At 66.4% G+C, this 15834-nt stretch carries 13 protein-coding genes; 6 read left to right on the top strand and 7 right to left on the bottom strand.

The window, feature by feature from the left end; genetic code table 11:
• Window positions 1-200, bottom strand: a 200-nt coding sequence (locus VF665_RS25190) for a hypothetical protein (RefSeq protein ID WP_331056257.1), incomplete at its 3' end; no start/stop codon positions are given.
• A gap of 1038 nt (window positions 201-1238) precedes the next feature.
• Here VF665_RS25190 and VF665_RS25185 point away from each other — a divergent pair.
• The gene (locus tag VF665_RS25185) at window positions 1239-1946 is read left to right on the top strand and encodes a hypothetical protein (protein WP_331056256.1); all 708 of its coding nucleotides are present in this window, start codon (window positions 1239-1241) and stop codon (window positions 1944-1946) included.
• Between the two features lie 83 nt (window positions 1947-2029).
• Here VF665_RS25185 and VF665_RS25180 read toward each other — a convergent pair whose 3' ends face one another.
• Complete coding sequence (locus tag VF665_RS25180; protein ID WP_331056255.1) at window positions 2030-3460, bottom strand: hypothetical protein; 1431 nt, start codon at window positions 3458-3460, stop codon at window positions 2030-2032.
• Between the two features lie 501 nt (window positions 3461-3961).
• On the opposite strand from VF665_RS25180, the gene VF665_RS26065 reads away from it, so the two are divergent.
• The gene (locus VF665_RS26065) at window positions 3962-4279 is read left to right on the top strand and encodes a hypothetical protein (RefSeq protein WP_414679512.1); all 318 of its coding nucleotides are present in this window, start codon (window positions 3962-3964) and stop codon (window positions 4277-4279) included.
• Window positions 4280-4730: 451 nt separating this feature from the next.
• On the opposite strand, the gene VF665_RS25175 is transcribed toward VF665_RS26065, so the two are convergent.
• From VF665_RS25175 to VF665_RS25155, 5 genes are all read right to left on the bottom strand, one after another.
• Window positions 4731-5930, bottom strand: coding sequence for a type II secretion system F family protein (locus VF665_RS25175; RefSeq protein WP_331056254.1), 1200 nt, complete (start codon window positions 5928-5930; stop codon window positions 4731-4733).
• Between the two features lie 200 nt (window positions 5931-6130).
• Window positions 6131-7252, bottom strand: a complete 1122-nt coding sequence (locus VF665_RS25170) for a type IV pilus twitching motility protein PilT (RefSeq protein ID WP_331056253.1) — start codon at window positions 7250-7252, stop codon at window positions 6131-6133.
• 187 nt (window positions 7253-7439) lie between these two features.
• Window positions 7440-9152: a type IV-A pilus assembly ATPase PilB gene (gene pilB / locus VF665_RS25165; protein ID WP_331056252.1), complete on the bottom strand. Its 1713-nt coding sequence runs from the start codon at window positions 9150-9152 to the stop codon at window positions 7440-7442.
• A 103-nt stretch (window positions 9153-9255) separates the two neighbouring features.
• Window positions 9256-9930: a ComEA family DNA-binding protein gene (locus tag VF665_RS25160; RefSeq protein ID WP_331056251.1), complete on the bottom strand. Its 675-nt coding sequence runs from the start codon at window positions 9928-9930 to the stop codon at window positions 9256-9258.
• A gap of 2 nt (window positions 9931-9932) precedes the next feature.
• The gene (locus VF665_RS25155; RefSeq protein WP_331056250.1) at window positions 9933-10877 is read right to left on the bottom strand and encodes a M28 family peptidase; all 945 of its coding nucleotides are present in this window, start codon (window positions 10875-10877) and stop codon (window positions 9933-9935) included.
• 113 nt (window positions 10878-10990) lie between these two features.
• Between VF665_RS25155 and VF665_RS25150 the strand changes: the two genes are divergently transcribed.
• From VF665_RS25150 to VF665_RS25135, 4 genes are all read left to right on the top strand, one after another.
• Entirely contained in the window at window positions 10991-12421 is a 1431-nt protein-coding gene (locus VF665_RS25150) for an LptF/LptG family permease (RefSeq protein WP_331056249.1), read from the top strand.
• On the top strand, window positions 12418-13488 hold the full coding sequence (locus VF665_RS25145; RefSeq protein ID WP_331056248.1) for an LptF/LptG family permease: 1071 nt from the start codon (window positions 12418-12420) through the stop codon (window positions 13486-13488). The genes VF665_RS25150 and VF665_RS25145 overlap by 4 nt, the downstream gene beginning before the upstream one ends.
• Before the next feature lie 112 nt (window positions 13489-13600).
• Window positions 13601-13918, top strand: coding sequence for a TM2 domain-containing protein (locus VF665_RS25140; protein WP_331056247.1), 318 nt, complete (start codon window positions 13601-13603; stop codon window positions 13916-13918).
• Window positions 13919-14132: 214 nt separating this feature from the next.
• The gene (locus tag VF665_RS25135) at window positions 14133-14591 is read left to right on the top strand and encodes an MOSC domain-containing protein (RefSeq protein ID WP_331056246.1); all 459 of its coding nucleotides are present in this window, start codon (window positions 14133-14135) and stop codon (window positions 14589-14591) included.
• The last annotated feature ends 1243 nt before the right edge of the window (window positions 14592-15834 follow it).

Raw genomic sequence — 15834 nt, 5'->3', positions numbered from 1 at the left:
ACCAGAGGGAACGGCAACCCTCCCCCGTCCGCTACTGCGCCATCCATCCCGGCATCCGTCCCGCCACGAACGGGAACCAGGCCGGGATACAGGCCACGTAGTAGGTCGGCGGCGCACCGCTCGAACAGTTCGGGATCGAGGCGATTGTCCGAATCATTCAGGCGCGCGACGATCTCCCGGTAAAAGGGGTCTCGGATCATGGGTGGGCGATTGAGGCGAGGGTGGGAATTGGGGCGGTTGCGGGGGTCGCCCACATCGGGAATATTCCTGCCGAACCATTCACTTCACACGTTCCAAGGTGGCGGGCATGGTGCAATCGTCTCGCGACGCAGTTCCCGCGCTCAAGCCCGGGAGTGACCACGATTCCGCCACCGCGGCACTGGACGGGTTGTCGGGAAGTGATGGGTTGGGTTCACCCGCCAACGGTTCTCGCCCGGCGCGACGCCAGCACCGCCGGCCCAAGATCCGCATCGACCCTCATGACCGGTGTAGGGCGGAATGCTTCGGCGGACGCACGCTGAGCGGGCCCGGCGGGTTCTCTGAGGAATGTGTTGTATGCGGGGGAACGGGACAACGCCGCCCTGCGGCGGACCCCAGCCCTGAACGCGGACCTCGACTCGGAGAAGCTTCTTCTTAGCCCGCCCCCGGGCCAAGCCTCTCCCGGCCCGGGAAGGGCCGGGCCTCACATGGACTACCCCCACCCCAAATCTGCCCAGGGCTTGGCTGCCCCACGACAAGCCTGCCCGTGGTACCGCGTCTGCGACCCGCGGCGGCCGCGAGCGGCCCGCGCCCGGGTCGGCGGTTGCTTTCCCCTACCCCGCAACTCTTTATGCTCGTCTACCTCGATCACGCACATTTCGTTGCGCTAGACATCTTGCGCCGGCGCGAGCCGAGCACGTTCGCTGAGTTCCTCGCGTTCTGGCTGGAGCACCGATGCCAGATGGTAATTTCGCGCGCGCACCTGCACGAGATAGGGCAGAGCGAAACGGCTCAGGATGTGGAGAACAAGCTCGAGGTCCTTCAGTACTTCTCCCTCTGGTCCACTTCCTTGGAGGAGAACGTAGACTGTGTACTGATTCGTGAGATCCGTCACCAAACGCTACATCGGCTTGAGAGCACGGAAGCTTGGGCTCCGTCCCGTTCTGGGCAACTCCGGGAAGAGCTGTACCGCCCAGTGAACCACGATACGTTGCGGCGCTTTGTCCGCCGGAACCGGGCGGGGTGGATGGAGGAACTCCGTGGCCGCAAGCAGATGTCAGCTTTTGAGAATCGAAGCATCGCCGGGTCGAAGGCGTTTTCAGCGTTCGACGGGGAAGAAGAAGCCCAAGTGGGATCCTGAGGGCTGGAGATTCTATCGCTTCGTGCGGAGCACGGCTCCGCAGCAACGGTCTGGAGACCTGGTCGCGGACCAATGGATCGCGGAGATCGATGCGCGCGGGGAAGAGTGCTACAAGAAGGCGAAGAGAAAGCGTGAAGCGCTCATCTGCATGTACGACTTGCGAGGGTTAGCTGCCCTTAGTCGTGCACCTGAGGAAGATCTTTCAAGACACGGCTTCATGCGGGCTTTGGGGCGGCACTGGATTCAACCCGAGTGCCTGCAGAGGTATACCGCCGAGGACACATCTGCTGCCCTGGACGCCTTCGACCCGTATGTCGCCCCGGGTAGCAGCCTCTCCCTCGCAGTCGAACGAGGCCGGAAGGCCGCTGATATGGAGTACACGCCGAGTGACTACGTGGACGTGGATCATGTGCTCTGGGCTGCGTACTCGGATCTAACCTTCGTTGATAAGCGCACCTACGGGTTCCTCCACCAGGCCAAAGCCAAGCCTGAGACGGCGAAGCTCATCTCACCCCACGTCCTCACGCACATCGAGCGGACAGGCACACTGGATGATGCTCAGCGTCAGATAGGCGCCCGTGCGCAGGAGCTACGCCGCGCGGGGTAGCTGATCGTCGTGGCAGGTGTATACGAGAACAGCGGCGTACTGGTGTTCAGAGTAGCACGTTTCTCCTCGAGCCGTACTTTGCCTCAGCCCAGCCCCAAGTGACCAAGAAGTTCTTTGTACTTGGGCGATAAACACGAATCCTCGTTCCTGTTCATCCCCGTTCTAGCCTTATAGTCTTCAATTACCTCAGATGTAGGGGACGTGGTGAGCGCCTCGGTCCACGAGATTCCACCGCGGACGTACCGTTCTATCAACTCCAGCTCCTCCATCGCCACGAGTCGCCATGAAAGGTTAGCAACCCCCTCTGCCCGAAGCACCGCATCGAGTTCATCTCGGAAAAACGGGCTGTTTACCGCGTAGTATGGTTCGAGCGTGAGCACGACCGGCACGTACTCGGTACAGTGGTGAAGTGCCTCCAATCCCGCGGCCCCAGCGCGACACGCTTCACGAAACTGATAGAGCTGTTTCAATCCCTTCCGTACCTGTTTGAGGCTGTCGTTCACGGTTGCCGCGGACCCAGTCTGAATTGCTGCCCGTGTAAAGCGTGTCGCCTTGCACTCGATCAGGATGGCAGTATTTCCATCAACGATGACCCAGTCGGGTGCCTTTCGCCCCTTGGTCGAAGGATAGCGCTTCCGAATCTCATCCTCCGTCAGTACGGAGCCGCGACCTGCGGCACGGATGAGGTACCCGCAGTACTCAGCGAATACGTGTCCGAAATACTGGGAGAACTCGGTCCCGTACGCGGTGAGCAACTGGTGGTAGATGCCGAGCGACACCCGGGAGATGATCAGGTCAGGAACAGGAGCGATCATCCGACCGCCCCGCTCGGACCAGAAAGGCTCATGGCCCCAAGGGCGAATCAGCGGGCTCACATGAAGCGGGTTGAACTCGTACATCCCAAATCGCACGTCTGATTGGCGATTGGACCGCGCGTATAGCTCCCGAAATCCTTCCACGCTCGATGACAGCAGCTGAAACGCGACGCGAATCTCCGTCGCGGTGCCGACCTTCAGGCCTCGCCGCTGACATTCCTCGAGCACCCGGTTCGTCAATCCTGCGGGGTGTTGCGAGAAGCACCAAGCAACAAAGCCGAGCTTTACGAACTGCGAAATCCTAAGGCCACCGCTTACCGCTCGAAACCGCGCTTCAAGATCGAAGTCTGGCATCACAGACTGATCCCGGAGCGCACGGGGAATCTCCTCAAAGAGGAGTAGGGACCGGCCGAGCGCTTCGAACTTGTTCACGTGGTAGGGGAACTGGCTCCCGATCACTCGTAGCAGCAGCAGCGCCGGGTTAGAGTCGTTGAACTCCTGTTTTAATTCTCTGTCGAACGTTATCGGGTCTGCGAGCAAGTACTTCGTGACCTCGTGAGCTATCCGCGTCACCTCCGGCCATGGCCTCGCTTTTCCGCTGCCAGTGGGCGGGCCGCAGAAGCGTACGGCCAAAGAGCCGAGGCCCGCCGCAACGAAAGGAAGCAGCTCCGCGCCCCGATCTCTCAAGGCGAGCAGCATCTCGTCAACTGGGCTATACCGCAGCCGGACCCTAATGCGGGCGAGTTGCGCTTGTGCTACGTCTGGAATTCGAATGGTAGTCTTCCAGGCAGGGATCCCGGGCGAAATTCACCGACTATGAACAACCGAATCTAATGGACGTTGTCGTGGTCTCCCCTGCAACTCTTCAGAGCGCGCTCAGAAAGTGAGGCTCATAGACGGCAGCCCGAATCGTGAATGTGAGACCTTTGACTGGCGCGCGGCTCTTACGCAGAGTACGTTTCCGGCCGAATCTCAAGACCACTTTTGATGGGGTTTCCCTTGTGCTGACGGATTTGAGAGACCCTGAGGGACGTAAGTGGACTGTGATCCGCCGGGAAGGGCTGAATCCCTCGGACCTGCGCGTAGACCTGGTATGTACGGACGATCCAGAGGCTGAGCCGACGAAATGTTCAGCTCCCCCCTGAAGCGAGGTACTACCCAGAGCCCGTATTCTGGGTCAATGTGCTCGCGGCAAGCGAGATGGACGCGCTTTCCAGAATTGCGCGTGCCTCATCCGAGCACATCCATACCGATGAGTGGTTCGAGGAACTCAGAGCGCACTGGGGCGGCCCTCCTAGCTCTATCGACAGTCCTGGCCCAACCGGAGTGACTCCGTTGATGCATGCAGTTGACCACGGTAGCCCGAAGATAGTTGAGGCGTTCTTGCTGGTTTGGAAGGCCCATCCTAATGAACCATCGGCTCACCCAAATGCACCTAAGTACATCGGGAATGTTCCCGGAACACCCTACGATCATGCCGTCCTCGAGAATAGACCCGATCTTCTCATCCGATGGTGACCTCAACGAAGCTAGTCGATACGCAACTTAAGGCTTTGCAGGCGATGTATAGCCCAGGATCTTCTGCAAACTGGCATCACCGAGATCTTATCAACGCCGTGACTGAAGAACTCGAACGCCGAAAGACCGTTCCGACGGTGAAGATCTGAAGAGAGGGCTTGGCGCGATCAGTCACCGAGTACTAGGGCTCCGCACACCGAGAACACCAGATGCCCAACCTCCACCTGCGCTCAACTGCAGCGTCAGTTGCGCGTGGAGGACGTTGTGTCAATGACGAACCGAATCACACGAGTGCCCTCCTGGCAGCACGCCGGGAGGGCACTCGTGTGAACGGGGATCGATCGATCTCCGTCAGCGCGGGATCAGGTGCACGGTAGAGTGATTCGTTTGTGCACTCCTGGTGCACGGTATGATGAGTATGTGCACGGTTGGATGAATCCCTACAACCGGCTTACTGCGCCGTCTGGATCATGTCGAACATGGGCATGTACATGGCCACCACCATGCCGCCGATCACCACGCCCATCACCACGATCATGATGGGTTCCAGAATCGAGGTCAGCGCGCTCACGGCGGCGTCCACCTCGTCGTCGTAGAAGTCGGCGATCTTGCTGAGCATGTCGTCCAGGCCGCCCGTCTGCTCGCCCACGTTGATCATCTGCACCACCATGGGCGGGAACACGCCCGAGGCCTTGAGCGGCTCCGAGATGGTGGCGCCGCCGGCGATGCTGGCGCGCGAGGCCATCACCGCGTCGTGAATCACGCGGTTGCCCGACGTCTTGGCGGTAATCTGCAGCCCTTCCAGAATGCTCACGCCGGAGCTGATGAGCGTGCCCAGCGTGCGGGTAAAGCGCGACACGGCCGACTTGCGCATCATGTCGCCCAGCACCGGCATGCGCAGCATGGCCTTGTCCAGCACCAGCTGCCCGTTCTCCGTCTTGTAGTACTGCATCACCCCCCACGCCAGCACCACGATGCCCACGATGAGGAAGAAGATGTAGTTCTGCAGAAAGTGGCTCAGCGCCAGCACCACGCGGGTGGGCGCGGGCAGCTCAAGCCCCGCCTCCTGGAAGATGGTGGCGAACACGGGCACCACCTTCCACAGCAGGATGGTGGTCGCCAGGATCACCACGGAAAGCATGACGAGCGGGTACGTCATGGCGCCCTTGATCTTGCGCACCAGGGCGTCGTTCTTTTCCAGGAACACCGCCAGGCGCAGCAGGATGGTGTCCAGAATGCCGCCCGCCTCGCCGGCCGCCACCATGTTGGTGTACAGCTCGGTAAAGATCTTGGGGTGCTTGCGCATCGAGTCGGCCAGCGTCATGCCGGACTGAATGTCGTTGAGCACTGCGGCGATGATCTTGGAGAACACCTTGTTCTCCGTCTGCTCGCTCAGAATGGTGAGGCTCTGCACCAGCGGCAGGCCCGAGTTGATCATCGTGGCGAACTGGCGGGTAAAGATCACCACCTCGCGCGTCTTTACGCCGGTGCCGATCTGGATGTTGATTTCGCGCGCCTTGGCGTTCACCGCCACCGGCCGCAGCCGCTGCCGCACCAGGTAGCCGACCACCTCGTCGCGCGACGGGAGGTCGATCTCTCCGGTGGTCAGCTCGCCGCTCGCCGCGCGGGCACTGTAGGCAAATACGGGCATGGGCTAACCCACAGGGAATAGGGAATAGGGAATAGGAGGGCCGCGGCGCGGCACCCGGCCGCGTGCTTCACTCCCGCTTCTCCTGCGCTCCCGCTACTGCAACCGCCTCCATCCATCAGGCACGCCGGGCGAACACTTTCGTACTTTCGTACTTTCGTACTTCCGTCCGCTCCGCACTCACGCACCCCGCACTCACGCACTCAGTTCGGCACCGGCTCCCCGACGCTGCGCAGGAACTCCGCCTGGTCCGAGGCGCGCTTCAGGCACTCCTCCAGCGTCACCTCGCGCTGCACGTACAGCTGGTACAGCGCGTCGTTCAGCGTCTGCATGCCGTGCTTCTTGCCGGCCTGCATCACCGAGTAGATCTGGTGCACCTTGTCGTCGCGAATGCAGGCGCGCACGGCCTGGTTGCACACCATGATCTCGCACGCCATGGCCCGGCCGCGGCCGCGCGCCTTGGGCAGCAGCTGCTGCGTCACCACGCCCTCCAGCACGAACGCGAGCTGCGCGCGAATCTGCGGCTGCTGGTGCGCGGGGAACACGTCGATCACGCGGTTGATGGTTTCCGCCGCGGAGTTGGTGTGCAGCGTGGCCAGGCACAGGTGGCCCGTTTCGGCGATGGTGAGCGCCGCCTGCACCGTCTCCAGGTCGCGGAGCTCGCCCACCAGGATCACGTCCGGGTCCTGCCGCAGCGCGTACTTCAGGGCGCGCGCAAAGCTCTGGGTGTCGCTCCCCACCTCGCGCTGGTTCACCATGCACCCCTGGTGGCGGTGGATGAACTCGATCGGGTCCTCGATGGTGAGGATGTGCCCCTTGCGCTCCTTGTTGATCTTGTCGAGCATCGCCGCCAGCGTGGTGCTCTTGCCGGAACCCGTGGGCCCCGTCACCAGCACCAGCCCGCGCGGCCGCTCCGCCAGCTTGCTCACGATCGGCGGCAGGCGCAGGTCGTCGAACGTCTGGATCTTGAAGGGGATCTGCCGGATGGCCAGCGCCACGCACCCGCGCTGCCGGTACACGTTGCCGCGAAAGCGGGCCAGGTTCTGAATGCCGAAGCTGAAGTCCAGCTCGTCTTCCGTCTCGAACCGCTTCTTCTGGTTTTCCGTCAGGATGCTGTACGTGAGCTGCAGGCAGTCCTTGGGGGTGAGGATGTGGTCCACACCGCTGTCGGTGATGTGCCCGTCCACCCGCAGCTTGGGGCGCTCGCCCGCGGTCACGTGCAGGTCGCTGGCGCCCCGCTCGATCATCTCTTCCAGCAGCGCGCGAAGGTTCAGGCTGCGGGCTTCGGGAACCGCGACGCGCGCCGCTTCAGTGGCCATGCTCATGATCGTTTCCTGCTTCCGTTCAGGGCCGGGCCCGCCCGCGGAACCGCGCCGGGGCGCGCGTTCCGCACGGATCCGTGCAGCGTGCAATGCCGAAGCGGAGCAGAACTCCAGCAACGGCGCGAATTTCGGTGAGTGATGGGGTGCAGAGGGCCAAGAACCGTGCCGCGACAAACAGATGACGGCCGCCTCAGGCGGCCGTCTCCTTGAACACCTCTTCCAGCGTGGTCACGCCGCGGCGTGCCTTGAGCATGCCGTCCATGCGCAGTGTCAGCATCCCCTCGCTGATGGCCTGCGCCTGCAGGTCGGCGGTGCTGGCGCTCTGCAGCACCATGCGCCGCAAGGTGGGCGACATCGCCATGACCTCGTACAGCCCGGCGCGCCCCTTGTAGCCGCTCCCCCCGCAGGTGTCGCAGCCGGCGCCCTTGAAGAAGGTGCCCTCGGCGATCTCGGCATCCGTGAGACCCGCGGCCTTCAGGTACTCCGCGGGGTACGTCGTGGGCTCCTTGCAGTTGCCGCAGATGCGCCGCAGCAGGCGCTGGGCGGTGATCAGGTTCACCGCGCTGGCCACGTTGAAGGGCTCGATCCCCATGTCGATCATACGCGTGATGGTCGACGGGGCGTCGTTGGTGTGCAGCGTGCTCAGCACCAGGTGGCCCGTGAGCGCGGCCTTGATGGCGATGCTCCCCGTGTCCAGGTCGCGGATTTCGCCCACCATGATGATGTTGGGGTCCTGCCGCAGGAACGCCTTGAGCGCCGCCGCGAAGGTCATTCCGATCTCGGTGCGCACCTGCACCTGGTTGATGCCGTGGAGGTTGTATTCCACGGGGTCCTCCGCGGTCATGATGTTGACCTCGGGGGTGTTGATCTTGGAAAGCGCGCTGTACAGCGTCGTCGTCTTCCCCGAACCCGTGGGGCCGGTCACCAGCACCATGCCGTACGGGTTCATGATGGCGCGCATGAAGTTCTTCTCCGCGCGCTCCTCCATGCCGAACTTCTCGAGGTCGAGCGTAAGGTTGCCCTTGTCGAGAATTCGCAGCACGATCTTTTCGCCGAACAGCGTGGGCAGCGTGCTCACGCGGAAGTCGATCACCCGCTTGCCCAGCCGCAGCTTGATGCGCCCGTCCTGCGGAACGCGCCGCTCGGCGATGTTCAGGTCGCTCAGGATCTTGAAGCGCGAAATGAGCGCGGCCTTCATCTTGGGCGGCGGGCGCATGATCTCCTGCAGCACGCCGTCGATGCGGTAGCGCACCCGGACGTCCTTCTCGTAGCACTCGAAGTGAATGTCGCTGGCCCCGCGGTGCACGGCGTCCGTGAGGATCCCGTTGATCAGCTTCACCACGGGCGCTTCCTCGACGGCGGCCTGCAGGGAGGTGACATTCATCTCCTCCTCGCGGTCCTCCACCACCTCGATCTCCTCCGACTCGATCTGCTTGAGCAGGTCGTTGATGCGCTCGTCGGAGGCTTCGTACTCCTTTTCGATGATCTTGCGCAGCGAAAAGTCGCCCGCGATCACCGGCTCCACGTCCAGCCGGGTGACGAACTTGAGGTCGTCGAGCACCCCCAGGTCCGTGGGGTTGGCCATGGCCACGGTAAGCGTGCGCCCCACCCGGCGCAGGGGAAGCACCTGGTGCTTCACCGCGATCTCGGCGGGGATCAGCTTGAGGATCTTGGGGTCCAGCTTGACCCGCTCCAGGTCCACCGCGGGAATGCGGTGCTGGCGGGCCAGGGCGCGCACCAGGTCCTGCTCGCTCAGAAAGCCGAGCTTCACCAGGCTGTAGCCCACGCGCGTGCCGCTGGAACGGGCTTCGTCCAGCGCCTTGGTGAGCTGTTCGCGGGATACCAGACCCTCGTGGATCAGCTGTTCGCCGATCCGGTCTGCTGCGGGAGCACTGACTGCCATGGAAGCCCAGCGTGTCGGGCGAGAGGACAGGCCCCGGAGGGATTCGGAGCCTGATGGATCGTGCGGGATTGAACGTGTAGAATCGCCGCAAGTGCGTGCCCTGTCAAGGGCTGGCCCGCACCCGGGCGCCCAGGCGGGACACCGTCGCGGGCCCGATTCCGGACACTCGCTCCAGCTCTTGAACCGATCCGAAACGGCCGTCCCGCTGGCGCGAGAGCACGATGCGGCGGGCCAGCGCGGGCCCGATTCCGGGGAGCCCGGCCAGCTCCGCCTCGGTCGCCGTGTTGAGGTCCACGGCGGCGGAGGGCGCGCCGCTCCTGCTCCCAATGTCGGGCCGATCTGCTACCAGGGCAAGGCCCGCGCGGCGCGCGGCCGGCGGCGCGGGGGCCAGGGCCAGGTGCGGGGCGGCGTCGCGCAGCAGCGACGGGCCCACGCCGGGGACGGAGTCCAGGTCCGCCAGGGTCCGGAAGCGGCCCCGGCGCGCGCGCCACTCCACGATGCGCGCGGCCAGCGCCGGGCCCACGTGCGGCAGGCGGTCCAGCTCGTCCGCGCTGGCCGCGTTGGGGTCCAGCCGCTCCCCCGGCGCCAGCGGGCGGGCGCGCAGGGCGCCCCGGGCCACGCTGTCGCGCACCTGCGCCACGGGCGCGGCGGCGGCGGCCTGCCCGGCGCCGGCGAGCTGCGCCGCGGGGTCGCGGTGCAGCGCGCGCACGCCCACGCCGGCCGCCAGCAGCAGCGCGGCCACGCCCAGCGCCAGCCGTTCCTGCGCGGTGGCCGCCACGGTCAGGGCTCCCCGCCGGCGGCCGGCGTTTCCGCGTACAGCGCGGCGGCGATGACCCTGCCCACCACGCCCAGCGTTTCGCGTGACACGAACTCCACCTTGTCTTCCACCGAGTGCCAGCGGACGTTCCCCGGGCCGTACTCACGGTCGGCGACCACCACCACGGGGATCCCCGCCGCGGCCAGCGCCCGCGCCCCGTTCTCCACCGGCCGCGCCACGCTGTCCACGAACACCGAGTCGTACCGCAGCTGCTCTGCCGCCGCCCACACCCGCGCCGTGGCCTCCGCCGCGGTGGCCACGGACAGGGAGTCGCGGGGCACCAGGAGCTCGCGGTCGCCCACCCCCTGCACCAGGATGGCGTAGCGGGCGCGATAGCCGAGCATGGAGGCGAGGAAGTGCCGCGTCCCCGCGAAGTTGGACTCGCGCGACACGCCGTCGCCGTCCGTCAGCAGCAGGTCCACCCCCACGGGCGGGGGCTGCTGGCGGAACAGGTGTGTCAGTTCCATCAGCACCGCCACGCCGGAGGCGTTCAGGTTGGCGCCGGGGGTGGGAAACCGGCGGTCCAGGGGCTCCATGCTGCCGTCCGAGCGGCGCCGGGTGTCGCGGTGGGCCACCAGCAGCACGCGGTCCTTCAGCTCCGGGCGAAAGCGGGCAAGGACGTTGCTCATGGGAACGTCGCGGCCGCCCTCGCCGACGCCCATGAAGCGCTGTTCCACCACCGTGTCGGCGCGGAACTTCAGCTGGTCCAGCAGCCACTCGGCCTGGCGCCCCGCGCCGCGCCCGCCGGCGTAGCGCGGGCCGAACGACACCTGCTGCACCAGCGCGGCCCAGGCCCGGTCCTGCTCAAAGTCCGGGGGCGGGGGGGCCTTGGGCTCGCCGCAGCCGGCCAATGGCAGGGCCAGCGCGGCGAGCAGAACGGAACGGGAAGCGGCGCGGTTCGGTATCACGCGGAAGTGACGGGTGCGATGGAGGAAGGGCGCCCGGTCGGTCTGTTCGCCTTCGGGCCGGCGGCGTATACTAGGAGCCACTCGCGACCAGCGGCAAGGCCTGTTCTGCTCGGATGAAGATCCTTACGCGGTACCTCATGCGGGCGCACCTGGGCCCGTTTCTTTTTGCGTTCTTCGCGCTCACCGGGGTGATCCTGATCAACACCCTGGCCAAGCGCCTTGCCGACCTGGCCGGCAAGGGGCTGCCCCCGCGCGTCATCGCCGAATTCTTCGTGCTGGCGCTTCCGGCCACGGTGGCGCTCACCTTTCCCATGGCGGTGCTGGTCGCCGTCCTCTTTACCTTCAGCTCGCTCACGGCGGAAAACGAGATTACGGCGCTCAAGGCCAGCGGGGTGGACCTGCGCAGCCTGCTGGCGCCGCTGCTGGTGGCGGCGGGGCTCATTACCGCGGGGATGGTGGTGTTCAACGACCGGGTGCTTCCGGAGGCCAACCACCGCTGGAGCCAGCTGATCATCGACATCGGCCGCACGACGCCCACCTTTCTGCTGCAGGAGCAGACGCTCAACCGCATTGCGCCGGCCACCGGGACCAAGGTGATCTTTCTGCGCGCGGCGCGCATTGAGCCCGGCACCAACCGCATGTGGGACGTGCAGCTGTTCGACGTCACCGACCCGTCGCAGCTGCAGAGCGTGTTTGCCGACAGCGGCCGCGCCATGTTCGCGGCCAACGGCTCCGACATGATCCTGCAGCTGTACAACGGCCACACCCGCAGCGTGAACGCCAGCGAGCCCGCGGGCTTTCGCCGCGTGTACTTTCAGCGGCAGGTGTTCGGCATCCAGGGGATCGGGCAGCAGCTGCAGCGCAGCGACCGGCCGGACGACTACCGCGGCGACCGCGAGATGACCATCGGCATGCTGCAGGCGGAGATCGACACGCTGGCGGGGCAGCGCGAGGTGCAGATCCGCGAGGCGCGGCAGACGGCCAGCGGCGACCTTCGCTACGCGCTCACCGGCAGGCTGCCCGCGGCGGACGGCGGCGCGGCGCCCTCGGTGGGGGCCGACTTCAGCGCCATGAACGGCATCGGCGAGGGCTCGCCCGCCACGCGCACCCGCCGCGCGGCCGACGCGCTGTCCAACGCGCGCCGCTCGGTGGAAACGACGGACGAGCAGATCCGCAACTACCAGGTGGAAATCCACAAGAAGTACTCCATCGCCGTGGCCTCGCTGGTGTTCGTCATCGTGGGCGCACCGCTGGCGCTGCGGTTCGGCGGTGGCGGCATCGGAATGGTGATCGCCACGAGCATGGTGGTCTTCTCCCTGTACTACGTGGGCCTCATCGGCGGCGAGTCGCTGGCGGGAAAAGGCGTGGTGACGCCGCTGTTCGCCATGTGGGTGGTGAACGTGGTGATGACCGTGCTGGGGCTGATCGGGCTGGCGACCATGGGGCGCGAAAGCAGCACCGGCCGCAACAGCGCGTGGGACGGCATGCTGCAGGGGCTGCGCGGCCTGGCCTCGCTCCCCTTCCGGCGGAGGGCGCGCGGATGAGGCTCCTGGACCGCTACATCCTGCGGCAGTTCATCGCCACCTTCATCATGCTGGTGACGGGGCTCCCCCTGCTGTTCATCATCGCCGATATCACCGACAACATCGACCGGTACATGGACCGGGGGGTGACGATGAAGAACCTGGGGCTGGCGTACGTCTACCAGTTCCCGCTCTTCGTGGTCTACGCCTTTCCCATCGCGGCGCTGGTGGCCACGGTGTTTACCGTGGGCGGAATGACGCGCCACCAGGAGATCACCGCCGCCAAGGCCGGCGGGGTGAGCTTCTACCGGCTCTTCATGCCCATCGGCTTCATGGCCGTCGTCCTCAGCGTCGCGGCGTTGGGGCTGGGCGAGGTGGTGCCCGTGACCCTGCGCAAGCGCGCCGTGCTGGTGGGCGAAAGCGAGGCGCAGAGCACCGGGCCTCGCTCCAACTTCGTCTTTCAGACGGAGCGCGAGGGGATCCTGAGCGCGCGGCGGCTGGAGCCGCGCGTGGGCGAAATGACGGACGTGGTGCTGGAAAAGAACGCCAGCACCCGTGGCGCGGGCGTGCACCTGCTGGCCCGGCGCGCGGTGTGGCGCGACCGCGGCGGGTGGCGGCTGGAGGACGTGTGGCGGCGCGAGCTGCGGGCCGACCGCACCGAGACGGCCGTGCACCACGACACGCTGCGTATTCCCGGGCTGGTGGAAACGCCCACGGAGCTGCTGGCGGACCCGCGCAAGCCGGAGGAGATGCGCTACGCCGAGATGACGCGCTTCATCGGCGCCATCGAGCGCTCGGGGGGGGACGCCCGGCCGCTGCGGGTGGAGCGGGCGCAGAAGCTGGCCATTCCAATGGCGGTGATGGTCATCGTCTTTTTCGGCGCGCCGCTGGTGACGTCCTCCGCGCGCGGCGGGGCGGCGTACGGCGTCGGCGTAAGCCTGGGCGTCACCATCGTCTACATGCTCCTGTTCCGCGTGGGCAAGGCGCTGGGGAGCAGCGGCGCGCTGGACCCGCTGGTGGCGGCCTGGGGTCCCAACGGACTGCTGCTCATCGCCGCCATCGTGCTCATGGCGCGGGTGCGGACGTAGGCGGGACGAGCATGGCGCATCGGGGACGCTTGTCTTTTCTCCCGGATTTTGCGAAACTGAAGCGCCAATCTTCCCCGCCCCGTCCGTCATCCCCCAATCAGGAGCCCCGCCCGTGAACCATGCCTTTCCCGCCGCCGCGATGGACACCCAGCGCCTGATGATGTACGAGGCGCAGAAGAAGTCGGTGGGGCTCGCGTACCTGATCTGGTTCTTTCTGGGGAGCATTGGCGGGCACCGGTTCTACGCCGGGCGCACGGGAAGCGGGCTTGCCATGCTGATTCTCTGCTGCGCGTCGTTCGTGCTGACGTTCGTGGTGGTGGGGCTGCTGGGCTTTTTTGTTCTGGGCATCTGGGTCCTGGTGGATGCGCTTCTGATCCCGGGGATGATCCGGGACCACAACATGCGGCTCGTGGGGCAGCTGCACCGCTGACCGCCGCCGCGCGCTCCGCAGTCCGGGCCCGCCACTCGGCGGGCCCTTTCTGTCTCTGGATGGCGGGATTGTGCGTATGCCGAGTCCTGAAGAAAGAGCCCCGCGCAGAAACGCGGAGACGCGGACGAGAACGGCGGGAGGCGTTCCGGCGCTCGTGCGGAACGCGCTTCACTTCTTTGGATTCGGATCACCCGTGGCGCAAAGCGGATTGGGGATGATGGATGAGGCCGGGCCGGCGACGCTGGCGGCCATCTGGGTCAAGCGCGCGCACCGCGGGCCGATGGACGCGGTCGAGAGCGGCCTGCTGGTGGCGGGGCGGGGGCTGGTGGGCAGCGCGGACCAGGGACGCCGCCGGCAGGTGACCCTCATTGAAGAAGAGGTGTGGGCGGAGCTGATGGCGCGCACCGGAGGCACGGCGGCACCGAGCGCCCGCCGCGCGAACCTGCTGCTGCGCGGCGTGCGTCTGACGCGGGAAACGCGCGGGCGGGTGCTGCGCATCGGCGCGTGCCGCGTGCTCATTCGCGGCGAAACGCGCCCCTGCGAGCGCATGGACGAGGTGCAGCCCGGGCTGCAGGCGCTCATGCGCGAGATGGCCTGGAGCGGCGGCGCCTTTGCCGAGGTGCTGGACGACGGCGAAATCCGCGTCGGCGACCCGGTTCGCTGGGAGGACTGAAACGAGGATCTCACACAGAGGCACAGAGCCATCGAGAAACGAGGAACCGCCTCCGCTCTCCGCTCATTCGTCTGTTCTCTGCGTCACTGCGTGATGCATGACCAGCAGAGGCATCCGCCGCGCCGCGGTCCGGCGTGGCGTGCTCCAGCCTTTCCCGCGGCCCCCACAGCCTCCGAGCGCGGCGCGCAACCGGGCGTGCATCGGAAGCAGTGGCGCGGGATTCTTCGGTCGGCGCCGGAGTCCGGTGTGGCGGACGGCGCGTCGCGGCGCCTCCGCTCAGAATGACGCTCGAAGTCCGAGCCGGGTGGGGGATCCCGGTGTGCCTGAGGTGACGAACGCGGTGCGCCTGATCCACTTCGCGTGGCCCGCGCCGCCCGCGCCGGCCACGCTGCCCGCGTTACGCGCGGCGGCACCGCCCACCCCACAAGTCCTGCCGCCCACCTCGGCGCCGGGGCGTCATTCTGAAGGAGCGTGCGCCGCGCTTTCCCCGGCACCGTATTCCTGCGCGACTGAAGAATCCCGGACCGAAGCATCCGCCGCACCGCGGTCCGGCGTGGCGTGCTCCAGCCTCTCCCGCCGCAGCCGCAACCCCCGAGCGCGGCGCGCAACCGGGCGTGCATCGGATGCGGTGGCGCGGGATTCTTCGGTCGGCGCCAGAGTCTGGTGTGGCGGACGGTGCGGCGCGGCGCCTCCCTCAGAATGACACCCGAAGTCCGAGCCGAGTAACGAATCCCGGTGCGGCTGATGTGACGAACCCGGTGCGCCTGATGCCAGTTCGTGCGGCCGGCGCCGCCCGTGCCGCCCCACGCTGCCCGCGTTACGCGCGGCGGCACCGCCCACCCCACAAGTCCTGCCGCCCACCTCGGCGCCGGGGCGTCATTCTGAAGGAGCGTGGGCCGCGCTTTCCCCGGCACCGTATCCCTGCGCGACTGAAGAATCCCGGACCGAAGCATCCGCCGCACCGCGGTCCGGCGTGGCGTGCTCCAGCCTCTCCCGCCGCACCCGCAGCGTCCGAGCACGGCGCGCAACCGGGCGTGCATCGGATGCGGTGGCGCGGGATTCTTCGGTCGGCGCCAGAGTCTGATGTGGCGGACGGTGCGGGCGCGGCGCCTCGCTCAGAATGACACCCATACTCCGCGGCACAAAGTCAACCAGTCGTGCTGGTCTACTGTGTGGCGGAACGCTTCGACAGGCGCGATCCTGCGCATGTCGACGCCGGTGCGACTCCATCCCCATCAACCCG

Source organism: Longimicrobium sp., assembly GCF_036387355.1.
Classification (GTDB): Bacteria; Gemmatimonadota; Gemmatimonadetes; order Longimicrobiales; family Longimicrobiaceae; genus Longimicrobium.
This window is presented reverse-complemented; position numbering and strand designations above follow the sequence as displayed.